General features: G+C 52.6%; 25 protein-coding genes and 1 pseudogene. 9 read left to right on the top strand and 17 right to left on the bottom strand.

What is annotated here, in order from left to right; translation table 11 throughout:
• Nucleotides 1-719 precede the first annotated feature (719 nt).
• A complete protein-coding gene (locus JQN59_RS01350) occupies nucleotides 720-1,166 on the top strand; it encodes a hypothetical protein (RefSeq protein ID WP_149607340.1) in 447 nt (148 codons plus the stop codon).
• Nucleotides 1,160-1,339: pseudogene (locus tag JQN59_RS01345) on the top strand (MarC family protein); the annotation flags it as partial. The gene JQN59_RS01350 and the pseudogene JQN59_RS01345, both read left to right, overlap by 7 nt.
• Here the strand turns inward: JQN59_RS01345 and gntU are convergent.
• The 5 genes from gntU to JQN59_RS01320 all read right to left on the bottom strand — a co-directional run bounded on the left by gntU (nucleotide 1,262) and on the right by JQN59_RS01320 (nucleotide 6,348).
• Nucleotides 1,262-2,602, bottom strand: coding sequence for a gluconate transporter (gene gntU, locus JQN59_RS01340; protein ID WP_003827609.1), 1,341 nt, complete (start codon nucleotides 2,600-2,602; stop codon nucleotides 1,262-1,264). The pseudogene JQN59_RS01345 and the gene gntU sit on opposite strands and share 78 nt — an antisense overlap.
• Nucleotides 2,602-3,132, bottom strand: coding sequence for a gluconokinase (gene gntK / locus JQN59_RS01335; protein ID WP_003023475.1), 531 nt, complete (start codon nucleotides 3,130-3,132; stop codon nucleotides 2,602-2,604). The genes gntU and gntK overlap by 1 nt, the downstream gene beginning before the upstream one ends.
• A gap of 141 nt (nucleotides 3,133-3,273) precedes the next feature.
• Nucleotides 3,274-4,269: a gluconate operon transcriptional repressor GntR gene (gene gntR / locus JQN59_RS01330; RefSeq protein WP_008786351.1), complete on the bottom strand. Its 996-nt coding sequence runs from the start codon at nucleotides 4,267-4,269 to the stop codon at nucleotides 3,274-3,276.
• Between the two features lie 222 nt (nucleotides 4,270-4,491).
• A complete protein-coding gene (gene yhhW / locus JQN59_RS01325; RefSeq protein WP_003023472.1) occupies nucleotides 4,492-5,187 on the bottom strand; it encodes a quercetin 2,3-dioxygenase in 696 nt (231 codons plus the stop codon).
• A gap of 123 nt (nucleotides 5,188-5,310) precedes the next feature.
• Entirely contained in the window at nucleotides 5,311-6,348 is a 1,038-nt protein-coding gene (locus tag JQN59_RS01320) for an oxidoreductase (protein WP_057067165.1), read from the bottom strand.
• A 470-nt stretch (nucleotides 6,349-6,818) separates the two neighbouring features.
• Here JQN59_RS01320 and yhhY point away from each other — a divergent pair, with 470 nt between their 5' ends.
• The 6 genes from yhhY to JQN59_RS01290 all read left to right on the top strand — a co-directional run bounded on the left by yhhY (nucleotide 6,819) and on the right by JQN59_RS01290 (nucleotide 12,611).
• On the top strand, nucleotides 6,819-7,307 hold the full coding sequence (yhhY, locus tag JQN59_RS01315; RefSeq protein WP_019078130.1) for an N-acetyltransferase: 489 nt from the start codon (nucleotides 6,819-6,821) through the stop codon (nucleotides 7,305-7,307).
• Nucleotides 7,308-7,353: 46 nt separating this feature from the next.
• Nucleotides 7,354-8,238, top strand: a complete 885-nt coding sequence (locus JQN59_RS01310) for a hypothetical protein (RefSeq protein ID WP_149607341.1) — start codon at nucleotides 7,354-7,356, stop codon at nucleotides 8,236-8,238.
• A gap of 325 nt (nucleotides 8,239-8,563) precedes the next feature.
• Nucleotides 8,564-9,778: a PfkB family carbohydrate kinase gene (locus JQN59_RS01305; protein ID WP_149607342.1), complete on the top strand. Its 1,215-nt coding sequence runs from the start codon at nucleotides 8,564-8,566 to the stop codon at nucleotides 9,776-9,778.
• Between the two features lie 15 nt (nucleotides 9,779-9,793).
• Nucleotides 9,794-10,555: a glutamine amidotransferase gene (locus JQN59_RS01300; RefSeq protein WP_149607343.1), complete on the top strand. Its 762-nt coding sequence runs from the start codon at nucleotides 9,794-9,796 to the stop codon at nucleotides 10,553-10,555.
• Between the two features lie 53 nt (nucleotides 10,556-10,608).
• Nucleotides 10,609-11,580, top strand: coding sequence for a DMT family transporter (locus JQN59_RS01295; protein ID WP_111464607.1), 972 nt, complete (start codon nucleotides 10,609-10,611; stop codon nucleotides 11,578-11,580).
• Nucleotides 11,577-12,611, top strand: a complete 1,035-nt coding sequence (locus JQN59_RS01290) for a phosphotriesterase family protein (protein WP_149607344.1) — start codon at nucleotides 11,577-11,579, stop codon at nucleotides 12,609-12,611. Before JQN59_RS01295 ends, JQN59_RS01290 begins: the two co-directional genes overlap by 4 nt.
• Nucleotides 12,612-12,655: 44 nt before the next feature.
• Here JQN59_RS01290 and ggt read toward each other — a convergent pair whose 3' ends face one another.
• On the bottom strand, nucleotides 12,656-14,401 hold the full coding sequence (gene ggt, locus JQN59_RS01285) for a gamma-glutamyltransferase (protein WP_003827593.1): 1,746 nt from the start codon (nucleotides 14,399-14,401) through the stop codon (nucleotides 12,656-12,658).
• A 118-nt stretch (nucleotides 14,402-14,519) separates the two neighbouring features.
• On the opposite strand from ggt, the gene JQN59_RS01280 reads away from it, so the two are divergent.
• Nucleotides 14,520-14,960, top strand: coding sequence for a DUF2756 family protein (locus JQN59_RS01280; protein WP_048215386.1), 441 nt, complete (start codon nucleotides 14,520-14,522; stop codon nucleotides 14,958-14,960).
• On the opposite strand, the gene ugpQ is transcribed toward JQN59_RS01280, so the two are convergent.
• The 11 genes from ugpQ to livK all read right to left on the bottom strand — a co-directional run bounded on the left by ugpQ (nucleotide 14,957) and on the right by livK (nucleotide 25,421).
• Entirely contained in the window at nucleotides 14,957-15,700 is a 744-nt protein-coding gene (ugpQ, locus tag JQN59_RS01275) for a glycerophosphodiester phosphodiesterase (protein WP_048227422.1), read from the bottom strand. The genes JQN59_RS01280 and ugpQ overlap by 4 nt on opposite strands.
• The gene (locus JQN59_RS01270; RefSeq protein ID WP_149607345.1) at nucleotides 15,697-16,767 is read right to left on the bottom strand and encodes a sn-glycerol-3-phosphate import ATP-binding protein UgpC; all 1,071 of its coding nucleotides are present in this window, start codon (nucleotides 16,765-16,767) and stop codon (nucleotides 15,697-15,699) included. The genes ugpQ and JQN59_RS01270 overlap by 4 nt, the downstream gene beginning before the upstream one ends.
• Nucleotides 16,768-16,769: 2 nt before the next feature.
• Nucleotides 16,770-17,615 carry a sn-glycerol-3-phosphate ABC transporter permease UgpE gene (gene ugpE / locus JQN59_RS01265; RefSeq protein ID WP_149607346.1) on the bottom strand — a complete coding sequence of 282 codons (846 nt, stop codon included), beginning with the start codon at nucleotides 17,613-17,615 and terminating at the stop codon, nucleotides 16,770-16,772.
• Nucleotides 17,612-18,499, bottom strand: coding sequence for a sn-glycerol-3-phosphate ABC transporter permease UgpA (gene ugpA / locus JQN59_RS01260; RefSeq protein ID WP_048215384.1), 888 nt, complete (start codon nucleotides 18,497-18,499; stop codon nucleotides 17,612-17,614). The genes ugpE and ugpA overlap by 4 nt, the downstream gene beginning before the upstream one ends.
• Nucleotides 18,500-18,609: 110 nt before the next feature.
• Nucleotides 18,610-19,926 carry a sn-glycerol-3-phosphate ABC transporter substrate-binding protein UgpB gene (gene ugpB / locus JQN59_RS01255; protein ID WP_149335487.1) on the bottom strand — a complete coding sequence of 439 codons (1,317 nt, stop codon included), beginning with the start codon at nucleotides 19,924-19,926 and terminating at the stop codon, nucleotides 18,610-18,612.
• Nucleotides 19,927-20,173: 247 nt separating this feature from the next.
• Complete coding sequence (locus tag JQN59_RS01250) at nucleotides 20,174-20,455, bottom strand: hypothetical protein (RefSeq protein WP_048215382.1); 282 nt, start codon at nucleotides 20,453-20,455, stop codon at nucleotides 20,174-20,176.
• Nucleotides 20,456-20,554: 99 nt separating this feature from the next.
• Nucleotides 20,555-21,268: a high-affinity branched-chain amino acid ABC transporter ATP-binding protein LivF gene (gene livF, locus JQN59_RS01245; RefSeq protein ID WP_003827581.1), complete on the bottom strand. Its 714-nt coding sequence runs from the start codon at nucleotides 21,266-21,268 to the stop codon at nucleotides 20,555-20,557.
• Nucleotides 21,269-21,285: 17 nt separating this feature from the next.
• The gene (livG, locus tag JQN59_RS01240) at nucleotides 21,286-22,053 is read right to left on the bottom strand and encodes a high-affinity branched-chain amino acid ABC transporter ATP-binding protein LivG (protein WP_003023438.1); all 768 of its coding nucleotides are present in this window, start codon (nucleotides 22,051-22,053) and stop codon (nucleotides 21,286-21,288) included.
• Nucleotides 22,050-23,327 (bottom strand): branched chain amino acid ABC transporter permease LivM, encoded by a 1,278-nt coding sequence (gene livM / locus JQN59_RS01235; RefSeq protein WP_048215381.1) that lies wholly within the window; start codon nucleotides 23,325-23,327, stop codon nucleotides 22,050-22,052. The genes livG and livM overlap by 4 nt, the downstream gene beginning before the upstream one ends.
• Nucleotides 23,324-24,250 (bottom strand): high-affinity branched-chain amino acid ABC transporter permease LivH, encoded by a 927-nt coding sequence (livH, locus tag JQN59_RS01230; protein ID WP_003827575.1) that lies wholly within the window; start codon nucleotides 24,248-24,250, stop codon nucleotides 23,324-23,326. The genes livM and livH overlap by 4 nt, the downstream gene beginning before the upstream one ends.
• A gap of 61 nt (nucleotides 24,251-24,311) precedes the next feature.
• Complete coding sequence (gene livK, locus JQN59_RS01225) at nucleotides 24,312-25,421, bottom strand: high-affinity branched-chain amino acid ABC transporter substrate-binding protein LivK (protein WP_003023433.1); 1,110 nt, start codon at nucleotides 25,419-25,421, stop codon at nucleotides 24,312-24,314.
• Between the last annotated feature and the right edge of the window lie 62 nt (nucleotides 25,422-25,483).

The raw sequence follows: 25,483 nt of genomic DNA, 5'->3' as shown, positions 1-25,483 counted from the left end.
GCTTTTACTTGAATACCTGTGAACAGCAAAACGGATATAGCTGAAAGCCAGAGCGCTGAAGCGACACCCTGGTCCGGCTGAAAATCGATGAGGTGTTGACGGCTGACCGGGTCTGCCCGCAGGGATGCGGGCAGAGGGGACGGCCTGCATGGATGCAGGCTCGGCCCCGACCCGACAGGCAGACGGAATAAGACGAATAACTCGCGCAGCGACGATTTTCCCGCCGGGAGCCTGGGTTGCAAGGGAGGCGGCGGTGAGCCTCCCTTGCACGTTCACGGGCATCAGCGCTTCAGAGAAATGACACCACTGAGGTGAACGGAACCCTGAGCAATAATCACATGTTCACCCTACATGCTTAACTGAACGGCATTGCACTGTAATACCAGGTATTCCTTATGCTTTTAAACCGCTGAGAAAACGTATTTTCATTTCTGCGAAGCGCCTTCCGGAATGCCCTCTTGTCAGCATCACGGATAAGCATTATCTTCTCGCTGCACCTGCAAAATCAGGTGCCAGAATTAGCCTTCTGAACTTCTTCATCGGTGACGCAAGTATTTTTGTGTCGCACGCTTAGGTACACTCCAATGGTGGACCGGGCGGGGGCGTCGCAAGACGCGCCGGTATCCGATGAGGCCGGTAAGGCTAACCCTGTTCGGTTCCACCACCAGTGAGATTAGCCTCTCCAGTGGTGGATGAAATCACTCATCGGAGGCTGCCCTATGGCTACTACCCCTCTCTTTTCATACTCTTTATTTACCCTTCCCTTTAGCCATGCCACGGACTTCACCGAACTGGCGGATAACTGTGAGCGTTTTGTCGAAGGGCTTGTTGAATGTCATGACCCTGTTGAAAAACTGGCGATTTGTGCGCGCCTGTCGGCCTGTCTGGCACTACTGCAACCAACCTTAACGGAACCTGTACCGCAGCATCTAAAGGCTAGCCTGACGGCAGAAACCTTACCAACCCGCTCTCCCCTCTTTGAACCCGAACCAGATCAGATGGGGCGTTACTGCCAGCTTTTGACGCATTTACTGATGAGTAAAACGCTGTCTGACGAGATGGAACGCGTGGCGGGTGATTTACTGCAGGATTTAGTGGGCTATTTCGCCGATACGCTAAAAGCGCCGCGATGGTTGAAAACCGAGGATGGGGTGATGGTACTGTAAAAAAGCCGGGTGGCGGCTTCGCCTTACCCGGCCTACGGTGTCGATATGTGCTCGTTTCCAGGCCCGGTAAACGCTAGCGCCACCGGGCAATGCCATCAGCTCAACAGCTGGAAAGCAATCATACCGACAATCGCGCCGACCGTACCGAGGATGGTTTCCATCATCGTCCAGGTCTTCAGCGTTTGCGCTTCAGTCGCGCCGGTAAATTTACCGAACAACCAAAAACCAGCGTCGTTAACGTGGCTGACCACGATAGAGCCGCCCGCGATACAGATAGACAGCGCCGCCATCTGGGCACCGGAGTAGTTCAGTTGCTCAATCACCGGCATCACCAGACCGACCGCCGTTAAGCATGCCACTGTCGCGGACCCCTGAATGATACGCACCGCCGCCGCCAGCACGAAGCAGGTGATAGCGATCGGCAAGCCCATACCGGTTAACGCTTCGCCCAGTGCAGGACCAACGCCGGAATCTACCAGTACCTGTTTGAACACGCCGCCAGCACCAATCACCAGCAGAATAATCCCCGCTGGCTGCAGTGCATGGCCGCAGATTTCCATCACGCGGTCTTTTGGCATGCCCTGGCGCACCGCCAGACCGTAAATCGCCACCAGACAGGCAACCAGAATCGCGGTAAACGGATGACCGATAAACTCGAACCATTCGTAGGTTGAAGAACCGACCGGAACAAAGCGTGCGGCGATGGTTTTCAGACCAACCAGCACCAGCGGCAGCAGGATCAGCGATAAGCTGAAGCCAAAGGAGGGCATTTTTCCTTCGCCCAGATGCGGCTCGGTAATGTCTTCCGGTACGTGCAGCTCAACGTAACGGCTGATGAAATTACCCCACAGCGGCCCGGCGATAATCATGCCCGGGATCGCGGCGCACAGGCCAATCAGGATCATCCAGCCAAAGTCGGCGTGCATCTGAGAGGCCAGCAGCATCGGCGCAGGCCCCGGCAGCAGGAACGCTGCGGCAGCCGCCACGCCCGCAAACAGCGGAATGACCAATTTAACCAGGTTAGTACCGGTATGGCGCGCCATTGAGAACGCTACGCTAATCAGCAGCACAATCGCCACCTCAAAGAACAGCGGCAGCGCGCAAATCAGACCGGCCAGGCCAATCGCGTAATGTGCGCGGCTATGACCGAAGGATTTCAGCATTTTGACGGCAATCTGATCGACCGCGCCGGTCTCATGCAAAATCTTGCCGAACATCGCCCCCAGCGCCACCACAATCGCCAGGAAACCGAGCGTGCCTCCCATCCCTTTTTCCATGGTCGCCGCGATTTTATCGAGCGGCATACCGGAAAAGAGACCTGCACCAATGGATACCACCATCAAAGCAACGAAGGCGTGCATACGCGCCTTCATCACTAAAAACAGCAGTAATAAAACGGACCCTACTGCTGTTAAAACAAGCGTTAATGTGCTCACTACTTACTGCCTTGGTTAATAACCTCAATGGTGCTGGCGACCACACCGTCCAGTGGTTGATCGATATCGACTACCAGTACATCGTTTTCATTCGCACCCGGTTCTTCCAGCGCTTCAAACTGGGTAACCAGCATCTGCGTTTTGAAGAAGTGGCCTTTACGCGCCTTCAGACGGCTTTCAATAACGTCAAAATCCCCTTTCAGATAAATGAAAGAGAGGTTCGGGTTACCGTCGCGCAACTGGTCGCGGTAGACTTTTTTCAAGGCAGAACAGACGATCAGCGAAACCTTGTTGGTACGCTGCATCGCAAAGGCGGCATCATTCAGCGCCTGTAGCCACGGTTTACGGTCGTCATCGTTGAGTGGCTCACCGGAAGCCATTTTCATGATGTTGCTGCGCGGATGGAGAAAATCGCCATCAAGAAACGCGGCCTGCAGTTGATGCGCCACTTCGCTGGCGACAGCAGATTTACCGCTGCCCGATACGCCCATCAGAACGTAAACGTGGTGATCATGATTAGTCGTGCTCAAAGCGTTGCCCCCACTGGTACAAGAATCAGGAAATTGTTACGGGTAACTGTTATCGGTAACATTGTCCAGCCGGATAAATAGAGAAGCAATATCCATTCGTGCTCGAAGTGTATAAGTGTGAGCTACTTCAAACTTGTTGGCTTAAATAGATCCGCCCGGTGACAAGGTGAAACCTAAATCTAACATTTTAGGCGTGACTGCTTCACCACGAATGCGCGCCAGCAGGCGTTCTGCGCCAATGCTGCCCATCCGTTCACGCGGCGTGAGTACACTCGCCAGACGCGGCTCCATCACCTGCCCGATGTCGTGACCGTGGAATCCGGCAATCGCCATGTCATCCGGGATTTTCAGCCCTAAACGCTGGCATTCGAAGGCCGCCCCTACCGCCAGGTCATCGTTGGTACAGAAAACGCCGTCGAGCTGCGGGTATTCACGCCGCGCCTGACGGATGAGTTCAATACCGGAGGAGTAGGAAGAAGACTGTTCCACCATCACGCTGTACGGCACCAGGTTGGCATCGCGCATTGCCTGCTCGTAGCCTCTCTGTTTGATGATAGTACGTTCATCAAGACGAGCGCCAAGATAGGCTACATGACGGTGCCCGCGGGCGATAATAGCGGCAGTCATCTGACGCGCGGCTTCGAAGTTGTCGAAACCGACGGCGATATCCAGACACGGAGACTGGCTGTCCATCAGCTCAACCACCGGGATACCGGCAACTTCAATCATTTTCAGCGTACGGGGCGTATGGCTACGTTCGGTGAGGATCAGGCCATCAATATTCCACGACAGCATCGATTCCAGGCGCTCTTGTTCCATCTCAGGCTTATAGCCGTAGTGCGCGAGCATAGTTTGATAACCATGGGCGTCGGTGACGGCCTCAATGCCGCGTAGCACTTCAGCAAAAACCTGGTTAGTGAGAGACGGTAACAGCACGCCGATAGCGCGGCTGGTGGCGTTAGAAAGGATATCAGGAGCGCGATTGGGAATATAACCCAGCTCATCAAGTGCAGCGGCAATTTTGCCCCGCAGCGCCACGGAGACCTGCTCCGGGTTACGCAAAAAGCGACTGACCGTCATTTTGGTCACGCCCACGCGGTCGGCTACATCCTGAAGTACGGGTCTTTTCTTTTTCATCGTCCTGAAGTGTTAAAAAGGGATAGATTCTCCCAGTTTACCACGGACGTGCGTGAACCTTTGCAGAGAAAAAAAGGAGTTTTTATTGTGATAAATACACAAAATCATTCGAGTTGCATCAAGGCGGCGACGCAGTGAATCCCCGGGAGCGTACATTAAGTACGCGACCGGGGTGAGCGAGGAAAGCCAACACAGATGCGGCTTGAAGGATGACGTGTATTTTTATACTGGCGGCAGGTCAAACAGTAACACTTCACTGTCGCTGTCGGCATGAATAGAAATTGCCTGTTCATCCCAGATTGCCAGACCATCGCTGGTGGTGGCTTTGGTGCCGTTAATCGTCACGTTGCCTTTTACCACCTGGATCCAAACGCGGCGTTCAGCGGCAATCTGATGCACCGACTGCTCATCTTTGACCAGTGCCCAACGGTACAGCTCCATATCCTGGTACACTTTCAGTGAACCATCACGGGCATCCGGCGACAGCACCAGTTGTTTACCCTGAGCGGCATCGAAACGACGCTGTTCATAGCGCGGTGTAATACCGTTCTCCTGCGGCATGATCCAGATCTGATACAGATGCAGCTTCTCAGTATTGCTCGGGTTGTACTCCGAGTGACGGATCCCCGTCCCGGCGCTCATAATCTGAAACTCACCGGCCGGAACCTGCTCTTTGTTGCCCATGCTGTCCTGATGCTCTACCGCACCTTCCAGCACGTAGGTCAGGATTTCCATGTCTTTATGGGGGTGAGTACCAAATCCCTGACCTGCGTCGATCACGTCATCGTTAATCACACGCAGTGCCGAGAAACCCATAAAGTTCGGGTCATAGTAGTTGGCAAAAGAGAAGGTATGCCATGAATCAAGCCAGCCATGATTAGCGTGGCCACGGTCGTTAGCTTTGCGTAAGTAGATCATTGTGTTCACCCCCAGATGTTTTCGATGGAGTAAGTGTGGACTCAATCCGTCTGGGATCATAGAGGGTGAAAATTGACTCCTCTGTTCAAAAAATATGAACAAGCCCAGAGGAGTCTGTGCAGGCTATTTGGCGAGGGTTATCGTGGCAGGCGTTGCCTGTTCAAAGGCGCGTTCGAGGATCTCCAGATTGGTAAGAACTTCAGATTCCTTGACGTAATTAGGCGTACCGGCCGTCAACGTCTGGTACACCGCGTCATAGACACGACCGTAATCCCCCACTTCCGGCTTTACCTCTTCTTTTACCGTGATGCCGTCATCGTTGACGTACTCCAGCACCCCAACAGAATCGTCAGCGGCGAAACCTGGTTCACCGGGCATGATATTGGCCTTCAGGCTGGTTTCCTGCTGGTCGATGCCGTACTTCACAAACGAGCCTTTGGTGCCATGGACAATAAACTTCGGATAGTCGATTTTCACCAGATGACTGGTTTTAACAATGGCTTTCAGGTCGCCGTAAAACAATTGCGCTTCAAAGGTATCGTCCGGGTTCGCTTTGTTGCGCAGGCTGCGGATGTCGTAGGCCACATGATCAGGGCGACCGAACAGCGAAATAATCTGATCCATAGTGTGTACGCCCAGACCATAAAACGCGCCGTCCTGCGGCAGTCCCGGCTTGGTTTCTGCTTCAGGACGGTAGTAATCGAAATGGCTTTCAACCTCAACAATCTTGCCGAGCTTGCCGCTCTCAATGGCTTTTTTCGCGGTGAGGAAGCAGGAGTCAAAACGGCGATTCTGATACGGCGTAACGGTCAGTCCTTTGCTTCGCGCCAGTTCGAACAGCTCTTTTGCTTGCGCAAGCGTCGGCGTGAAGGGTTTCTCAACCAGCACATTTTTACCCGCTTCCAGCGCGCGTTTAGCGTATTCAAAATGGCTGTCAGCATGAGTACAGACGATCACCAGTTTCACCTGCGGATCGTTTAAGATCTCATCGAGGTCGCTGGTGAAGTGAATATGTGAATACTGCGGTGCCTGCTCTTCCGGCCTGGCGTTGCGGCGGAAAATGTGCGCGACGTGCCAGCTATTTTTGCGGTTGAGGACGTACGGCAAATGGTAGCGGGTGGTGCTTTTACCAAAACCAATAAATGCGCAGTGTAAGGTCATGAGACGATCCTTTTGAAGGTGATTGTCTACACCATAGCGCAAAGCGGCTGGAGACTGAATCCATCCTGTCATCGTGCCGGATGCGGCGTTACCTTATCCGGCCTACCGCATTATACAGCCAAAAGATCGGGCGTAAGTGGCGTAGGCAGATTATTCACGGCCTGCGCGCAGCAACCGGAGCGTACACAGAGTACGTGAGGATTGCGAGCACAGCCCGGGATTAAGCTGGCAAGCAAACTAGCCCGAAACCCAGCCAAAAAAAAAGCCAGCAAAAGCTGGCTAAAGTAATACTGGAAGCAATGTGAGCAATGTCGTGCTTTCAGGTTCTCCGTAGGGGTTCCCCTGAACGCAGAGCAATAATAATCATTCTCATTCGCACTTGTCTACTTCTTTTTGCAAAAAAATGCAGTTGACGGATTTTTCTTTCTCAGCGAGTGTAAATGCACAATTAACCCTGCAGGAGATAAGGAATGAGTGAGATAGTGATACGCCACGCTGAACCGAAAGATTACGACGCAATTCGTCAGATCCACGCCCAGCCGGAGGTGTACCACAACACGCTACAGGTTCCTCATCCTTCCCTCGAAATGTGGCAAGCGCGGCTAACCGAGCAAGCCGGTGTCAAACAGCTGGTTGCCTGCATTGACGATATCGTCGTGGGGCATCTCTGTATTGAGGTCGCGCAGCGTCCGCGCCGCAGCCACGTGGCCGATTTTGGTATCTGCGTGGATGCCAGGTGGCACAATCGTGGCGTTGCCAGTGCGCTGATTCGTACGATGATCGACATGTGCGACAACTGGCTGCGCGTCGAGCGCATTGAGCTGACGGTATTTGTTGATAATGAGCCTGCGGTAGCAGTCTATAAGAAGTACGGCTTTGAAATCGAAGGCACCGGTAAGAAATACGGCCTGCGCAACGGTGAGTACGTTGATGCCTACTTTATGGCGCGCGTGAAATAAATTTAAGGGCGAGTCATATCGCCCTGATTATTGAAAGGACGCAATAGTGAAAAAGTTTCTTCCCCTGGTTTTGCTGGCCTCGCTCTCCCCTGCTTTTGCCACTACTGTACAAAATCTCGATTCCATACCCAGTGCTATCCAACATACTGAAGGTAAACAGATTTTCTCTGAACAAATGGCGGGAGCAACCCCTGCAAAAGGATTTGGTGAGCTTCCTCAGGGCTTATCTGAAAAGCAGTGGATTGCCTGGGTTGCACCGAATGAAGATCCTGGCAACCTGATCCTGACTGGTGCTAAATCTTGGGGAAAAGACGGTAAATATATTGGCATTGCCTGTTTCGCCGATAATAAGGCTGACGCCGAGCAAGCAAAAAAATACGCGGATAACACCTGCCCGGAAAACTACAGCAACGGGCGTGCTAATAAATTATATCTCGGCGTTTTTTCCTGGCAGAATCCACAGCTAACGCCGATTGCACGCTCGGAAAAACCGTTAAACCAGCTCTCAGAGTGGAATAAAGCCGCTGAAAAAGAGAGCGATGATGAGTCCGTCAGACCGCTGGCTTATTATACAAAGCTGGATCTGGCACCGTACCGGATAGCACCCGATACCCTGGCATTCGGGGTACGGGGTGGATACTCCGATGCCTACTCCGGCGGTGGCGCATTTTATGAAGTGCTGGAACTCTACACCATCAAAGACAGCAAAATAATCAACGTGTTTTCTGACCTTGTTTATTACTATTCAGACATTGCCGGAGACTGGAATAAAGACGGCACAAGGCAGCACGACATCAGCGAAAGTAAGTACATTCTCAAAATGCGCTCGGCAAAGACGCACGGGTTTTATGACTTAGAGCGCGTTAACCTACAGGATAAAAGCAGCCAAATATTCCGCTGGTCCGAATCACTGCAGCGATATGCGCCATAACCTACCGGTCAGGCCTACATCGTTCAGAACGCTGTAGGCCAATCTATTTTATATCCCACCGAAAAATTCAAGAACGGAAGCGCCATCCAGTCCTGGCATAGAGTTGTTGATTACAGCCTATCGCCTTCCCCCACCGCCATGTTCCGGCTTAAAAACCACCTGAATTATATGGTTATCCAGCTTTCTATCTTCATCGCTATTTTTCGTAACTTTAATAATATTAATATTACATTTTTGTTTTTTTTTGGTTTCTGCCATCACTTTATGGTGACAATCACAACAATATACTTCCCCTGGGACTAACTTAACCACGGTGAGGTAAAAAATGAAATTTGAACGCCATCATAGAATATTGAAAGAAATCAGTATTTCGGGAGTTGTAAAAGTTTCAAATCTGGCGAAAAGTCTCAAGGTAACAAAGGAAACTATTCGCTCAGATCTCAATGAACTTGCCGGGCAGGGATATCTCACTCGCTGTCATGGTGGTGCATTTATTACCCTTGACTCTCTTGATAACGTTGCAAAAAACGAAATTGCTTATGTGCTGGAAAAATATGAATCAGCGCAGAAAATAAAAAAAGGTCTCTCTGCCATGAAGAATAATGTATGTGTTATTGGCTCGTTCAATGTTGATATTATCAGTTACCTACCGAGGCTACCCTCGACAGGTGAATCATTACTTGCCGATAAATTTATTTTTTCGCCCGGAGGTAAAGGATGCAATCAGGCATTAGCGGCAAGCTATGCCGATTCTGATGTGCATTTTATTACTAAAGTAGGATCAGACCATTTCAGTGATTACGCCATTAATTTTATAAACTCATCAAAGATCCATAACAGCGTTATCTATCAGACCAAAGAAACACAAACAGGTACAGCGACTATTATGGTGAATGGAGATACCGGGGATAACGTCATCGCTATCTATCCAGGTGCTAACATGACAATTTCACCTGATGAAATAACCATACAAAAAGAAGCCATCGTTCATTCAGATATTGTTCTCGTACAACTGGAGACAAATTACGAGGCACTTCAACAAACCATTCGCCTCGCGCAGAAAAATGATATCCCGGTCATTATTAATCCAGCGCCATATAATGAAATGGTTAACACCATCATTGATGACATCGATTATATCACGCCAAATGAAACCGAAGCTGGTCTGCTGGCAAACATGTCCGTCAACGATATTGAATCAGCCAAATGTGCAGCAAAGATTATTCATCAGAAAGGCGTCAAAAATACCATTATCACATTGGGTAGCAAAGGTTCTCTCGCTTATGACGGAGCGCAATTCATCTATTCTCCGGCATTTCCGGCTGTTGTAAAAAATACGGCTGGCGCTGGCGATGCCTTCAATGGCGCACTCGCGTCTGGCCTTGCTAAAGGAAAATCACTGGCATCTGCATTGTGTTACGCCAGCGCATTCGCCTCGCTTGCTGTTGAAACACCGAATGCCTCTGACATGCCAGAAAATGAATCCGTTCTTCATCGCATTCAGGGCTCACATTACAAACAAACTATCTCTACTCACTAAATCAAGGAGCAGACTATGAACAATACGCAGAAAAAACTAAAGGTGCTCTTTATTGGAGAATCCTGGCATATTCACATGATTCATTCAAAAGGCTATGACAGTTTTACCTCCAGTAAATATGAAGAAGGTGCTACATGGTTGCTTGAATGCTTAAAGAAAGGTGGTGTAGAAATTGATTATATGCCGGCTCACACCGTGCAAATTGCATTTCCAGAAAGCATTGATGAACTAAATCGTTATGATGTCATTGTCATTAGCGATATCGGCAGCAATACGTTCCTGTTGCAAAACGAGACGTTCTATCAGCTAAAAATAAAGCCAAATGCTCTGGAATCAATTAAAGAGTATGTCAGAAATGGTGGTGGTCTGCTCATGATTGGCGGCTATCTGTCATTTATGGGTATTGAGGCAAAAGCCAATTATAAGAATACCGTTCTTGCTGAGGTTCTGCCAGTTATTATGCTTGATGGCGATGACCGGGTAGAAAAACCAGAGGGGATCTACGCTGAGGCTATCTCCCCGGAACATCCTGTCGTTAACGGATTCTCAGACTACCCGGTATTTCTTGGATATAACCAGGTTGTCGCCAGAGAAGATGCCGATGTCGTTTTAACAATAAATAATGACCCATTGTTAGTGTTCGGTGAATACCAACAGGGTAAAACCGCCTGCTTTATGAGTGATTGCTCCCCACACTGGGGAACCCAGCAGTTTATGTCATGGCCATTTTATACCGACCTGTGGGTCAACACGCTTCAATTCATCGCCAGAAAATAAAAAACAATGGAGTAACGAAAGTTACTCCTTTAATAAAATATAAGGATTGATGTATGAACAAGAATAAGTACTCAACCCCCTTACTGATGCTTGCCACCATCTTAGCCGGTATGCTCTCCCCGATGCAGTCTGCCGTTAATGGGCAGTTAGGACACTGGTTACAAGACGGTAATGCTTGCGCAGTAATCTCGTTTGCCAGCGGTCTGGTCGTCATGTTTTTTATTATTGTTGCGCGCAAAGAAACACGCCAGCAATTCGCCTCGATCCCTACGCTGATTAAAAAGAGAAAAATCCCGCTATGGAATTGGTTTGCAGGATTATGCGGTGCGATGGTCGTATTTTCTGAAGGCGCATCTGCCAGCGCGTTGGGCGTGGCCACCTTTCAAACTGCATTAATTTCCGCCCTACTCCTTTCCGGCCTGCTGTGCGACCGATTTGGCGTCGGTGTCGATGAGAAGAAATATTTTACGCCATGGCGCGTTGCTGGCGCATTATTCGCGGTTATTGCCACGATTTTTGTCGTGTCGCCACAATGGCATTCAACCTCCTTTATCCTGCTCGCTATCCTTCCATTTTTGGCAGGATTACTCGCTGGCTGGCAGCCTGCTGGAAATGCCAAAGTTGCCGAGGCCACGGGTTCTATGCTGGTTTCCATTACCTGGAACTTCATTGTCGGCTTTTGTGTGCTGGGCGCTGCACTGGCAATACGTGTCGCATTAGGCCATGTCACCGTCCAGTTACCCGATACGTGGTGGATGTATCTCGGTGGCCCGCTGGGTCTGCTGTCCATCGGGCTGATGGCGATTCTGGTCAGAGGCTTAGGTCTGCTAATGCTGGGTGTAGCATCTACCGCAGGCCAGTTGCTTGGGTCGGTATTGATTGATGAATTGATCCCATCCTTAGGCAATACGGTCTATCTGGTCACCATCATCGGCACGTTGTTCGCGTTAGTGGGCGCAATTGTTACCACCATTCCTGAATACAGAGCATCCAAAATGGCGCAAAAAATGGAGGTGTCAGGATGAAAGGTTTCCTGCAAACCGTGACAGGCCCAGTGGCGCACACTGATATGGGGCTAACGCTCCCGCATGAGCATCTGTTTAACGATCTGTCATCCGTTGTTGATGAACCACATTATGCTTTTTCACAGCAACTGGTAGGAAAAAAAGTCAGTGCTGACCTACAGTGGGGACTGAAACACGACCCATACTGCTGCGCCGATAACATGGACAGAAAAGAGATTGATGATGTCATCTTTGAAATCAATAATTTTATGTCACTAGGAGGCAGGACGATTGTCGACGCGACGGGTTCTGAGTCTATCGGTCGGGACGCCTCATCGTTACGGGAAGTGGCAATAAAAACCGGTTTGAATATCGTTGCTTCATCAGGACCTTATCTGGAGAAGTTTGAAAGCACCAGGATCCATAAACCTGTCGATTCATTAGCCGCACTGATTGATAAGGAACTGAATCAAGGGATTGGCGAGACAGATATTCGCGCCGGTATGATCGGTGAAATTGGCGTGTCACCCGCATTTACCCAAGCGGAGCGTAACAGTCTGCGGGCAGCGTCTCTGGCACAACGTAATAATCCCCATACGGCGATGAATATCCATATGCCAGGGTGGCTGCGACTGGGTGATGAGGTGCTGGATATTGTCCTTGAAGAGATGAACGTCTCTCCGGCAAAAGTTTCGCTGGCACACTCGGACCCGTCAGGAAAAGATGTTACCTATCAACGTAAAATGCTCGACCGTGGCGTATGGCTTGAATTTGACATGATTGGCCTGGACATCACTTTCCCTAAAGAAGGTATCGCCCCAGGCGTTCAGGAGACCGCAGATGCGGTAGCTCATCTGATTGAACTGGGTTACGCCGATCAGATAGTTTTAAGCCATGATGTTTTTCTCAAACAGATGTGGGCAAAAAATGGGGGGAACGGTTGGGGGTTTGTCCCGAATGTTTTCCTCGCCTATCTGGCTGTCCGTGGAGTAGACAACGATACTCTTCGCAAGCTCTGTATTGATAATCCAGCGCGGTTACTCACGGCATAGCCAACAAAACGCCCGGTGCCTGACACCGGGCTATTAATCAAAAATCAGTACCCCGCCGTTAAATCATCCACGGAACGCGGGTCGGACGCGCCATACAGTGCGCCATCCGGTCCAACCATAATGCTCTGCGTGCTGCCCATCGCCTCTTTCAACGCTACTTTCTGTCCTTTTTGCTCCAGCAGCTTGATTGTATCCGGGCTAAAGCCCTTCTCGATACGCAGTTCATCCGGCAACCACTGATGATGGAAACGCGGCGCGTTGGTCGCTTCGGCGACGTTCATTCCGAAATCAATGCTGTTCACTACCATTTGCAGCACGGTAGTGATGATTCGGCTTCCACCTGGGCTGCCGGTAACCAGCCAGGTTTTCCCGTCTTTTACCACGATAGTCGGCGACATCGATGACAGCGGACGCTTCTTCGGCCCAACCGCGTTAGCATCACCGCCCACCAGTCCATAAACGTTCGGCACGCCTGGCTTAGCGGAGAAATCATCCATTTCGTTATTCAGCAGAATACCGGTGTTACCCGCCACGATGCCGGTCCCGAAGGTGGTATTCAGGGTATACGTTACCGCCACGGCATTGCCGTCTTTATCCACTACCGAGAAGTGCGTAGTCTGGTTGCTTTCATACGGGGCGAGCTTGCCAGGTTTGATCTGGCTGGAAGGCTTAGCCTTGTTGATATCTATCTGATCGGCAAGCGTTTTAGCATAAGCTTTGTTGGTCAGCGCTTGCCACGGCACTTTCACAAAATCCGGGTCGCCCAGATATTCTGAACGGTCGGCGTAAGCATATTTCTCCGCTTCAGCCATAACCTGCATAGCATCGGCGCTGCCAAACCCGTACTTCTTCATATCGAAGTTTTCGAGAATATTGAGGATCTGCACGATGTGAATACCGCCAGAGGACGGCGGCGGCATGGAGAAGACCTGATACCCGCGATAGTCACCGCTGATCGGCGTGCGCTCCACGGCTTTATAGCTGGCTAAATCCTCTTTGGTCATCAGCCCGCCGTTCTTCTGCATTTCCCCGGCAATCTGGTCGGCAATCGCCCCTTTATAAAACGCATCCGGGCCATTCTCGGCAATCATTTCCAGGCTTTTCGCCAGATTCTTTTGCACCAGCTTGTCGCCCTTTTTCAGCGGCTCGCCGTCCTTCCAGAAAATGGCTTTGCTATTCTCGTGATTAGGGAGCACTTCGCTGCCATAGGTTTTCAGATCGTCGGCCAGCGCGTCATTAACCACAAAGCCCTCTTCCGCTAGCTTCATCGCCGGGCGCACCACTTTGTTTAGCGGCATCGTGCCGTATTTCTCCAGCGCCAGCGAGAAACCCGCCACGGTACCCGGCGTACCGGATGCCAGATGCGACGTCAGCGACTTTTTCGCATCGGCGTTGCCCTGCTCATCAAGGAACATGTCACGGGTCGCGCCAGCAGGCGCCATTTCACGAAAATCGATCGCTGTGGTGTTACCGTCTTTGGTACGCAGCAGCATAAAACCACCGCCGCCCAGATTGCCCGCCTGGGGATGCGTCACCGCCAACGCATAGCCAACGGCCACGGCGGCATCAACGGCATTCCCGCCCTGTTTAAGAATGTCCACCCCAACCTGGGTAGCTAAAGCATCCACGGAGGCCACCATCCCTTGCTTAGCGCGTACGGGATGGAACACATCTTCCTCGACTCCGTAAGATACCGGCGGTGGCGCAGCCGGCGCGGCAGCAACGCTAAAACAACTTCCTGAGAGCAGAGCAGCAATGGCTACCCGGCGTAAAAACGTCGGTTTTATCATCGTTATTCTCCAGATGTATAGGGGTCGGCCCCCACTAAGCCTGGTGCATAACTCTGAAATAATCATCGTAACGGCGAGAAAGGAGTAAACTTAAGAGATCCCCGAGAGGAGAAAAGCGATGAAACGACTCTTACTTTTAGCCATGCTGTTGCCGTTTGCAGGCTTTGCACAGCCCATCAACACCATGAATAACCCGAACCAACCCGGTTATCAGATCCCGAGTCAGCAGCGTATGCAAACCCAAATGCAAACGCAGCAAATTCAGCAGAAAGGGATGCTCAACCAACAGTTGCAAACCCAGACGCGTATGCAGCAACAGCATCTGGAAAACCAAATTAACACCAACTCCCAGCGGGTCCTTCAGTCTCAGCCAGGCGAGTTGAATCCCAGCCAGCAGCAAATGTTGCCCAACAGCAACGGTGGGATGTTGAGTGGAACCCGTAACCCGGACAGCTCTCTGAATAAGCAACATATGCTGTCAGAGAAAAAGAACGGCGACATGCTGAAGCCCTCCAGCACGCCGCAGCCTAACGTTCCGTTAAAAACGATTGGGCCTTAAAAAGGTTGGAAATCCGGACCAATCGTATCAATGGCATCGGTACAGATGCAGTCCACGCCCCAGCGCAGCAGTTCCGCCGCGCGCTGGGGTCGGTTGACGGTATATACCAGAATACGTAGCCCCGCATCGCGCAGCGCATCCACACGCGCTTCATCCAGCAGTTTGTGATTAAGATGAATAGAGACGCAGCCAAGCCGCATGGTCAGCTCGCGCCAGTCCTCGCGCCATTCATCAAGCAGCAAGCCTCTCGGCAGTTCAGGTACCGCCTGCTGCGCCGCTTCAAGTGCATCAATTTCAAAGGATGACAATAGTGGCGGCGTCATTCCCGCCCACAGTTCCCGCGCGGCCAGCGCCACGACTTTGCCGGTTAACGTTCCGGTGCCGGTTGTGGGTTTAATTTCAATATTCGCCATCATACCGTGCTGACGGCAGCGCTCGGCCACTTGCGAGAGCAGCGGCAGCGGTTCACCTTTAAACTCACCGCTAAACCAGCCGCCGGCGTCCACGCGCAATAAATCCTGCCAGTTCAGCTCGCCTGCCACGCCCCAGCCGTTGCTGGTTCGCTCCAGGTTGTCGTCATGCAGTAAGAAGATCTCACCGTCTTTCGACAATTTAGCGTCAAACTCGATCATGGTATGCCCGTATCGCGCCCCCACGTCGATCGCCGCCAGGGTGTTTTCCGGGGCCAGCTTACCGCCGCCACGATGGGCGACAATATGGGGGTAAGGCCAGTTACTCATACGCGTTGTCCTGTTTCGCCATCAAAAAGATGCAGATGTTTTTCCGGCAGATGCAGCCACAGCGTGCTGCCTGCCGTCGGGCGATGCTGATGCGCCAGTCGCACCACCAGCTTTTGCTCACCCCAGCGTCCGTGTGCCAGGTTATCTGCGCCCAGCATTTCCAGTGTATCAACAACCAACGGCACGCCGCCTTCGGCCTGCGAGCTTAGCGCAATATGCTCTGGGCGGATACCCAACGTCATTTTACGCCCAATAGACTCTCTCGCGCTTCTGCCGATGGGTAGCGTCATGCCGCCCTCCAGTTCAAAATGGGTGCCCGAGGTACTGATGCACCCGTCCAGCAGGTTCATCGCCGGGCTGCCGATAAAACTCGCCACAAAGCGGCTGGCAGGCTTTTCATACACCTCAACCGGTGTACCTATCTGCTCGGCAATGCCTTTGTTCATCACCATCACCCGTTGGGCGAGGGTCATCGCTTCAACCTGGTCGTGCGTCACGTATAGCGAAGTGGTTTTCAGGCGGCGATGCAGATGTTGTAACTCCAGACGCATCTGCACGCGCAGCTTGGCATCGAGGTTAGAAAGCGGCTCATCGAACAGGAATACCGCTGGGTCACGCACAATCGCTCGCCCCATCGCTACGCGCTGGCGCTGACCGCCAGAAAGTTCGCGCGGACGACGTTTGAGCAGCTCACCCAGCTCGAGAATACGCGCCGCCTCATTTACCCGTTCAGCAATGTGCTCCTTGCCCATCCCGCGGATTTTCAGCCCCCAGGCCATGTTTTCTTCCACGCTCATATGCGGGTAGAGCGCGTAGTTTTGAAAGACCATCGCAATTCCGCGATTCTTCGGCTCCATCTCGGTGACGCGTTTATTATCAATCCAGATATCGCCACCGCTCACCCGTTCCAGCCCGGCCACCATCCGCAACAGCGTAGACTTTCCGCAGCCGGATGGGCCAACCATCACGATAAATTCCCCGTCCGCGACGTCCAGCGTCAGCGGTTTAATTACCTGGGTTTTGCCGTCCCAGCTTTTGGTTACTGCCTGTAGTTTTAAACCAGCCATTTTTATTTCTCACTATCGACCAGACCGCGTACGAAGGCACGCTGCATGGCTAACACGATGATTACCGGAGGGATGAGCGTCAGCAGCATGGCAGCCATTACCTGGTTCCACTGCGTGGTGCCTTCACCGGTGGCGATCATGCCTTTGATACCCGCCACCGTAGTGCCCAAATTGACGTCGGTAATAATTAACAACGGCCACAAATACTGGTTCCAGCCGTAGATAAAGGTAATAACGAACAGCGCCGCCAGATTGGTTTTTGACAGTGGTAGTACGATATCGCGGAAAAAACGCATCGGTGACGCACCGTCAATACGCGCGGCCTCAACCAGCTCATCCGGCAGGGTCATAAAGAACTGTCGGAACAGGAAGGTCGCAGTAGCCGATGCCATCAACGGCAGGGTCAGACCCGCATAGCTGTCGAGCATTTTCAGGTTGGCGATAACCTCCACAGTGGGGAAGATTCGCACCTCAACCGGCAGCATCAGGGTGATAAAAATCATCCAGAAGAACAGGTTGCGCAGCGGAAAACGGAACCAGACGATGGCGAATGCGGAGAGCATGGAGACGGTGATTTTCCCTACCGTAATACTGAACGCCATGATGAAACTGTTAAGCATCATCAACCAGAACGGCGCGCTGTTGACGCCCACACCGTTGACCCAGATGTATTTCATGTTCTCCAGCAACTGCGTGCCGGGAACCAGCGTCATCGGCGTTTCAAACACCGCTTTATTGTCCAGCGTCGCCGCGACAAACGCGACGTACAGCGGAAACAGGATCACCATAATCCCCATAATCAACATGGCATGGCTGAATATTGTCAGCCCACGACGGTTCTCAATCATTGGTAACGCACCTTACTTTCCACATAGCGGAACTGCACCACCGTCAAAATAATGACCAGGAACATCAGCACCACCGATTGCGCGGCCGAGGCGGAGAGATCCAGCCCAACAAAGCCTTCGCGATAGATCTTATAAATCAACGTCGTGGTCGCCTGTACCGGTCCACCCGCCGTGGCGGCATCGATCACCGGGAAGGTATCAAAGAAGGCATAAACCAGATTCACCACCAGCAGAAAGAAGCTGACCGGGGCTATCAGCGGCAGCGCCAGCTTAAAGAAGCGGCGAACCGGCCCTGCGCCATCAATCGCAGCAGCTTCGATCAGTGACCGCGGGATAGACTGCAGTGCGGCAAAGAAGAACAGGAAGTTGTAACTAATCTGCTTCCAGACCGACGCGAACACCACCAGAAACATTGCCTGACCGCTGTTTTGCGCATGGTTCCAGTCATAGCCAAACTCACCGAGAAAATGGGTAATCAGCCCGCGACCTGGGTTAAACAGGAAGATCCACAATACGGCGGCGACGGCAGGCGCGACGGCATAGGGCAACAGCATCAGCGTCTGGTAAAAACGGCTGCCGCGCACCACGTAATTCACCAGCGCCGCAAAAAATAACGACACCAGCAGACCGCTTACCGTGACTAACGTACTGAACTTAATGGTGGTCCAGAATGAGTCGAGGTAGTACGGGTCATGAAACAGCGCGACAAAGTTTTCCAGTCCGACAAACTGGCTAGAAAGACCAAACGGATCAACGGATTGTAGCGAGTACCACAGCGCTTCACCGGCGGGCCAGATAAAGAAAATAACGGTGATAACCAGCTGCGGAGCCACCAACAAATAGGGAAGCCAACGCGAGCGGAATACCGGACGGGATGAAGACATGTAGGTTCTTTTCCTGGAAGGTGCCGGATGGCGGTGCAAGCACCTTATCAGGCCTACAAACTACGAACTTGTAGGCCTGATAAGCGCAGCGCCATCAGGCACTTATACACTTAAGACTTGGTCGATTGCTCAAAGCGGCGCAGTAACTGATTGCCACGCTCAACGGCGGCATCCAGTGCCTGCTGCGGGGTTTTCTTCCCGGTCCAGACGCTTTCCAGCTCTTCATCCACAATAGTGCGGATCTGCGGCATATTGCCCAAACGCAGCCCTTTGGTGAACGGCAACGGCGGCTTGTTCAGCATCTGGCGGGTGGCGATATCTGCCCCAGGGTTCTTCTCATAGAAGCCCTGCTCACGGGTCAGATCGTAGGCAGCGGTGGTGATCGGCAGATAGCCGGTCTTCTGGTGCCATTCGGCAGCAATTTCAGGCTTCGCCAGGAAGTTGAGGAACTGCGCCACGCCTTCGTAGGTTGCTTTGTCTTTACCCTGCATCACCCACAGGCTGGCCCCACCGATAATCGCATTCTGCGGCGCGCCCTTCACATCGGCATCGTACGGCATCATTCCGACGCCATAATTGAATTTAGCGTAGTGGCGGATGTCGGCCAGCGAACCGGAAGAGGCGGTGGTAATGGCACAATCCCCGTTGTAGAACTTCTCAGTGGATTCGTCCTTACGCCCGAAGTAGCTGAAATCACCTTTTTTGTTCAGCTCTTCCAGCAGAGCGATATGTTTCACCTGTTCCGGTTTATTGAACTCCAGCACCGCGTCAGTACCGTCAAAACCGTTGTTTTTGGTTGCTACCGGCAGACCGTTCCAGGCGCTGAAGTTTTCAATCTGAATCCATCCCTGCCAGCCGCTGGCGTAACCGCACTTCATTCCTGCGGCTTTCAGCTTCGCGGTGTAATCCGCCAGATCCTGCCAGGTTTTCGGCGGCTGCTCCGGGTCTAAACCGGCTTTTTTGAAGGCATCTTTGTTGTAGTACAGCACCGGAGTGGAGCTGTTAAACGGCTGGGAGAGCAAGTGTCCGCTTTTAGAGTCGGTGTAGTAACCGGAAACCGTCGGTACGAACTGAGACTCATCGAAGTTAATGCCAGCCTCTTTGAATACTTCATAGACCGGTTTAATGGCTTTTGAGGCCATCATGGTTGCCGTACCCACTTCATAAACCTGCAGCAGCGCAGGCGCGTTTCCGGTACGGAAAGCGGCAATTCCTGCACTCAGGCTCTGCTCGTAGTTACCTTTGTACTGCGGAACAATTTTGTAGTCGGGATTGGCTGCATTAAAACGTTGCGCCAGTGAATCAACTTCTTTACCCAGTTCGCCTTCCATTGAGTGCCAGAACGGGATAGTGGTGACCGCCAGTGCCTGACCTGCAAATGCCAGGCTAAGTGCCAGTCCTAAAGCTGTATGTCGTAACGATATCATCGGTTATCTCTCTTGTTGTGCCGGATGCGCGATATCACGCGTTTTATGCTCGCGGGGGTAACATGACATGCTCGAATGACAGAAAAATAACTTTTTTATTACAAAAAAAAGATAGTAAGGCGACAAACAGATGGCAAGGCGGTGAAAGCGTAGTGACAGGAAAATGCGGGGTGGTGCACAACAAAGCCGGATATCGCTATACCTTCTCCGGCCTGGATGGCGTTATCTGCTGCTCCAGCAAGGAAGATTAATCCCGACGCCAGCGTCGCTCATATTCATTCTGTAAACGCTGCTGCTCTCGCCGCTCACGTTCACGTTGGATATCCGATTTATCATCATCCCAGCCAGGACATACCGAGCTGGTAAACACTTCGCAGGGCGAGTCGGATTGCGCTAACGGGTTGTCCGGTTTCTCTTCCCAGATAGCGGGATCGCGCGGGTCAAACGCTGGCGGTGTTGAGGCCAGGGTAGTTAATGAAAGCGTCAAAAACAAACTGCCAATCATCATGCAGGTACCTGAACGAATCATCCTTTCTCCATGTTCATTTTATTATTGATAACTATTCTCAATAATAACATAGAGCAATAAAAAGGGGCCACAGCGGCCCCTTGTCTATTCAGAGAATGATTAACCGCCCAGATACGCACTACGCACCGCTTCGTTAGCCAGTAACGCATCACCGGTGTCTTCCAGCACCACATGACCGTTTTCCAGCACGTAGCCGCGATCGGCGAGCTTCAGCGCCTGGTTAGCGTTCTGTTCGACGAGGAAGATGGTCATCCCCTGTTCGCGCAGCTGTTCGATGGTGTTAAAAATCTGCTGGATGATAATCGGCGCCAGACCCAGCGACGGTTCATCAAGCAGCAGCAGCCTCGGCTGGCTCATCAGTGCACGGCCTATCGCCAGCATCTGCTGTTCACCGCCGGACATCGTTCCCGCACGCTGAATACGACGCTCATGCAGACGGGGAAACAGGTCATACACCCATTTGATGCGTTCCTGAAACTGGTCCTTTTCGGCAAAGAAGCCGCCCATCGCCAGGTTCTCTTCCACCGTCATGCGGGAAAACACGCGACGCCCTTCCGGCACAATCGCTACCGCTTCGCGCATGATTTTCGCCGTCTGCCAGTCGGTAATGTCTTTACCATCAAAGACGATTCGCCCGCTGGTCGCTCGCGGGTCGCCACACAATGTGCCGAGCAGCGTGGTTTTTCCCGCGCCGTTAGCACCAATCAGAGTAACGATTTCACCCTGGTTGATATACAAGCTGACGTCGTGCAGCGCCTGTATCTTGCCGTAGTGGGCGTTGACTTTGTCGAACGATAACATCGCCTTATCCATATTAATCCTCGCCCCCATTATGCTTCACCTAAATAGGCGCGGATAACATCCGGGTTATTACGAATCTGTTCCGGCGTCCCATTCGCCAGCGGCGTGCCCTGGTTCACCACGTAAATACGGTCAGAAATCCCCATCACCAGCTTCATGTCGTGCTCAATCAACAAAATGGTGGTGTTGTGATGGTTACGCAGTTCAGCAATCAGCTCGTCCAGCTCCTTGGTCTCTTTCGGGTTGAGTCCAGCAGCGGGTTCGTCGAGCATCAGGATTTCCGGCTGGGTCACCATGCAGCGGGCAATTTCCAGACGACGCTGGTCGCCATAGGCCAGGTTACTGGCCTGACGGTTGGCATGCTCCAGCAAGCCAATACGCTCCAGCCAGGTGGCCGCGCGATCCAACGCTTCACTCTGCGCGCGACGGAACGACGGGGTTTTCAACAGGCCGGAGAAGACGCCGGTTTTCAGTTGCTGATGTTGCGCCACCAACAGGTTTTCAATCACCGTCATTTCGCGAAACAGACGCACGTGCTGAAAAGTACGCACCACGCCCATACGCGCGATTTGCTGACCCGGCAGCCCTTCCAGGTGCTGGTCGCGCAGCTTAATCGTCCCGCCGGTCGGCTTATAAAAACCGGTCAGGCAGTTGAAGACCGTGGTTTTCCCCGCGCCGTTCGGGCCGATTAACGAGACAATCTCCTGCGGTCGTAGTTCCAGTTCAACGTTGTTTACCGCCAGCAGACCGCCGAAGCGCATCATCAGGCCGTTAACGGATAATAATGGCTGACTCATGCCTGCTCTCCTTTTGCTTCCCCGTTTTTCAGCTTCAACTGTGGACGGGTCATCGGCAACAAGCCCTGCGGACGCCAGATCATCATCAGTACCATTAAACCACCCAGCATTAACATGCTGTATTCGTTGAAATCACGCATCAGTTCGCGTGACACCACCAGCAGGATGGCCGCGAGGATCACCGCAAACTGTGAGCCCATTCCGCCCAGTACCACAATCGCCAGCACAAAGGCCGACTCGGCAAAGGTGAAGGATTCCGGGCTGACGAAGCCCTGGCGCGCGGCAAACAGCGTACCGGCAAAACCGGCAAACGCGGCGCTGATGGTAAAGGCTGTCAGCTTGATGCGCGTAGGGTTTAAGCCCAGCGAGCGACAGGCAATTTCATCTTCACGCAGCGCTTCCCACGCACGACCCAGCGGCATACGCAGCAAACGGTTAATAACAAACAGCGAGAAGACCACCAGCAGCAGCGCCACCAGATAGAGGAAAATGACGCGGTCAGACGGATCGTACTTGACGTTAAAGAAGTTGCTGAAGGTATCCCAGCCGCCTTCACGGGCGGTACGGCTGAACTCCAGACCGAAAAAGGTCGGTTTCGGGATCTGGCTAATACCGTTTGGACCGCCGGTTACTTCGGTGTTGTTGAGCAGCAGGATGCGGACGATTTCGCCGAAGCCTAAGGTCACAATCGCCAGATAATCACCGCGCAGGCGCAGTACCGGGAAGCCGAGCAGGAAGCCCGCAGCAGCGGAAACCAGTCCCGCCAGCGGCAGGCAGGTCCAGAAGCCCAGACCGTAGTAATGGTTCAGCAGCGCGAAGGTGTAAGCGCCGATGGCATAGAAGCCGCCGTAGCCCAGCACCAGCAGGCCGGAAAGCCCCACCACCACGTTTAAGCCGAGGCCGAGGATGATATAAATCATCGTCAGCGTGGCGATATCCACCGTACCGCGTGACACCATAAACGGCCACGCCACGGCAATCACCAGCAGCGCCACCAGGAACAGTTTCTGTTTAACGGTGGAGCCGTCAATCGCCGGCAGAATAAATTTCGGTCCGGAGACGCTCTTCAGGCCTTTCTGGAAGGCTGGACGCAGCAGTTGGAAAAGAAAGACCACGCCAGTGCCGATAAATACCCACTGCCAGCGGATATCCGCGGCGGTATCGACCACCAGCTTGGTACCGTCCAGCTCTAACTGAACGCCCATAAAGACGCCCGCCAGGACGAAGAACATAGCGGCAGAGAGCAGCGCCATTGCAAAATGCATCGGTTTCATACTTTCTCTACCTCCGGGCGACCCAGAATACCGGTCGGCATCACCAGCAGCACCAGAATTAGCAGCGCGAATGAAACAACGTCTTTGTATTCAGTACTCAGATAAGCAGAGGAGAGCGCTTCCGCAACGCCCAGAATCAGGCCGCCGATCATCGCCCCTGGAATGCTGCCGATGCCGCCCAGTACCGCCGCGGTAAAGGCCTTCATCCCGGCCATAAAGCCGATGTAAGGGTTAATTACGCCATAGAACTGACCGAGCAGCACGCCCGCTACCGCCGCCATTGCTGCGCCAATCACAAAGGTCAGCGCAATCACGCGATCGGTATTGATGCCGAGCAGGCTGGCCATCTTCAGGTCTTCTGCACAGGCACGGCAGGCGCGGCCCATACGGGAGTAACGGATAAACAGCGTCAGCGCCAGCATTGCCAGGAAGGTTACGATCCAGATAACCAACTGCATGGTGGTGATGGAAGCAGAGAAGTTATCGCTACTGCCGACAGTCCACTGGCCATTAAACAGGCTGGGCAGCGCCACGTCGCGCGAACCTTCCGTCAGGCTGACGTAGTTTTGCAGGAAGATGGACATCCCGATAGCGGAAATCAGCGCGATCAGGCGCTTGGAGCTGCGCACGGGCCGATACGCCACGCGTTCAATGCTCCAGCCGTAGGCGCTGGCAATCACAATCGCGCCGACGAAGCCCGCCGCGACCAGTAGCCAGCTGGAATCGATGCCCATCATCATTAGCGCTGCGATGATCATAAAGGAGACATAGCTGCCGATCATATACACCTCGCCGTGGGCGAAGTTGATCATGCCGATAATGCCGTACACCATCGTGTAACCGATGGCGATCAGCGCGTAGGTGCTTCCCAGCGTGACGCCGTTAAACATCTGCTGCAAGAAATAGAGGAACTGCTCGGACATAAGGTAACCTTTTTAAACCCGCCCGTTTTGCACGGGCGGTGGGATAACTCGTCTTCAGGTATTACTTCGCGACGGTCGAAGAACCGTCTGCATGCCACTGGAAGACACCAAACTCAAATCCCTTCAAATCGCCTTTTTCGTCCCATTTCAGCGGCCCAATCACGGTATCAGCCCCGTGTGCTTTCAGATCTTTCACCAGGTCCAGCGGCTCTTTGCTACCGCTGCGATCCATTGCTGTCGCCAATGACTGGACGGCTGCATAAGTGATCCACACGTATGGTCCGGTTGGATCTTTCTTGTCAGCTTTGAGCGCATCGACGATAGCCTTATTCGCCGGATCCTGGTCATAGCGTTTTGGCATGGTTACCAGCATGCCTTCAGCAGCATCACCGGCAATATTAGACAGCGACGCGTTGCCCACGCCCTCCGGGCCCATAAACTGGGTTTTCAGCCCAACGGAGCGCGCCTGGCGCAGCATTTGCCCCATTTCCGGGTAGTAGCCACCGTAATAAACAAAGTCGATATTTTCTTTTTTCAGGCGAGCGATCAGCGCAGAAAAATCTTTTTCCCCGGCGGTGATACCGTCAAAGAAAACGATGTTGGCTTTGCCCGCTTTCAGGCTGTCTTGCACCGAACGCGCCAGACCTTCACCGTATTGCTGTTTATCGTGAATGATGGCGATACGCTGTGGCTTCACCTTCTCCAGAATGTATTTCGCGGCGGTCGGCCCCTGAGAGGAGTCCAGACCCGCTGTACGCATAATGTGAGCGTAACCGCGCTGGGTCAGTTCCGGGTTTGTGGCACCCGGAGAAATCATCAGAATGCCTTCATCTTCATAGATATCTGATGCGGGCTGCGTTGAAGATGAGCACAGATGTCCAATAACGTACTGAATACCGTCATTGACGATTTTGTTCGCTACCGCAACGGCCTGTTTCGGATCGCAGGCGTCGTCATATTCCACAGCGACCAGTTTGTCGCCTTTGACCCCGCCTTTGGCATTGATATCTTTAATGGCCTGACGTGCGCCATTAAATTCCATATCGCCCCACTGCGCGACCGGACCTGACATCGCGCCGACAACAGCGACCTTGATATCTTCCGCCATGACCGCGTGTGACATTGCCAGTGCTATCACCCCTGCGATGATTGTTTTCGCATTCCGTTTCATTACCTGAATCCCCATTCGTGACGTAATTAATATTTTGTATTTATGTGGTTAAAAAGCAGTCT

It is taken from the genome of Citrobacter sp. B72, from assembly GCF_016894305.1.
GTDB lineage: Bacteria > Pseudomonadota > Gammaproteobacteria > Enterobacterales > Enterobacteriaceae > Citrobacter > Citrobacter portucalensis.
This window is presented reverse-complemented; position numbering and strand designations above follow the sequence as displayed.

What these genes read in the sequence shown, in the direction of transcription:
- ggt (WP_003827593.1), bottom strand. Translation starts at nt 14,401, where the DNA reads ATGATAAAACCGACGTTTTTACGCCGGGTAGCCATTGCTGCTCTGCTC.
- livF (WP_003827581.1), bottom strand. Translation starts at nt 21,268, where the DNA reads ATGGATAAGGCGATGTTATCGTTCGACAAAGTCAACGCCCACTACGGC.
- JQN59_RS01280 (WP_048215386.1), top strand. Translation starts at nt 14,520, where the DNA reads ATGAAACGACTCTTACTTTTAGCCATGCTGTTGCCGTTTGCAGGCTTT.
- ugpA (WP_048215384.1), bottom strand. Translation starts at nt 18,499, where the DNA reads ATGTCTTCATCCCGTCCGGTATTCCGCTCGCGTTGGCTTCCCTATTTG.
- JQN59_RS01270 (WP_149607345.1), bottom strand. Translation starts at nt 16,767, where the DNA reads ATGGCTGGTTTAAAACTACAGGCAGTAACCAAAAGCTGGGACGGCAAA.
- JQN59_RS01295 (WP_111464607.1), top strand. Translation starts at nt 10,609, where the DNA reads ATGAACAAGAATAAGTACTCAACCCCCTTACTGATGCTTGCCACCATC.
- livK (WP_003023433.1), bottom strand. Translation starts at nt 25,421, where the DNA reads ATGAAACGGAATGCGAAAACAATCATCGCAGGGGTGATAGCACTGGCA.
- yhhY (WP_019078130.1), top strand. Translation starts at nt 6,819, where the DNA reads ATGAGTGAGATAGTGATACGCCACGCTGAACCGAAAGATTACGACGCA.
- yhhW (WP_003023472.1), bottom strand. Translation starts at nt 5,187, where the DNA reads ATGATCTACTTACGCAAAGCTAACGACCGTGGCCACGCTAATCATGGC.
- livG (WP_003023438.1), bottom strand. Translation starts at nt 22,053, where the DNA reads ATGAGTCAGCCATTATTATCCGTTAACGGCCTGATGATGCGCTTCGGC.
- gntR (WP_008786351.1), bottom strand. Translation starts at nt 4,269, where the DNA reads ATGAAAAAGAAAAGACCCGTACTTCAGGATGTAGCCGACCGCGTGGGC.
- JQN59_RS01290 (WP_149607344.1), top strand. Translation starts at nt 11,577, where the DNA reads ATGAAAGGTTTCCTGCAAACCGTGACAGGCCCAGTGGCGCACACTGAT.
- livH (WP_003827575.1), bottom strand. Translation starts at nt 24,250, where the DNA reads ATGTCCGAGCAGTTCCTCTATTTCTTGCAGCAGATGTTTAACGGCGTC.
- JQN59_RS01305 (WP_149607342.1), top strand. Translation starts at nt 8,564, where the DNA reads ATGAAATTTGAACGCCATCATAGAATATTGAAAGAAATCAGTATTTCG.
- JQN59_RS01350 (WP_149607340.1), top strand. Translation starts at nt 720, where the DNA reads ATGGCTACTACCCCTCTCTTTTCATACTCTTTATTTACCCTTCCCTTT.
- ugpQ (WP_048227422.1), bottom strand. Translation starts at nt 15,700, where the DNA reads ATGAGTAACTGGCCTTACCCCCATATTGTCGCCCATCGTGGCGGCGGT.
- ugpB (WP_149335487.1), bottom strand. Translation starts at nt 19,926, where the DNA reads ATGATATCGTTACGACATACAGCTTTAGGACTGGCACTTAGCCTGGCA.
- ugpE (WP_149607346.1), bottom strand. Translation starts at nt 17,615, where the DNA reads ATGATTGAGAACCGTCGTGGGCTGACAATATTCAGCCATGCCATGTTG.
- JQN59_RS01250 (WP_048215382.1), bottom strand. Translation starts at nt 20,455, where the DNA reads ATGATTCGTTCAGGTACCTGCATGATGATTGGCAGTTTGTTTTTGACG.
- JQN59_RS01320 (WP_057067165.1), bottom strand. Translation starts at nt 6,348, where the DNA reads ATGACCTTACACTGCGCATTTATTGGTTTTGGTAAAAGCACCACCCGC.
- JQN59_RS01300 (WP_149607343.1), top strand. Translation starts at nt 9,794, where the DNA reads ATGAACAATACGCAGAAAAAACTAAAGGTGCTCTTTATTGGAGAATCC.
- livM (WP_048215381.1), bottom strand. Translation starts at nt 23,327, where the DNA reads ATGAAACCGATGCATTTTGCAATGGCGCTGCTCTCTGCCGCTATGTTC.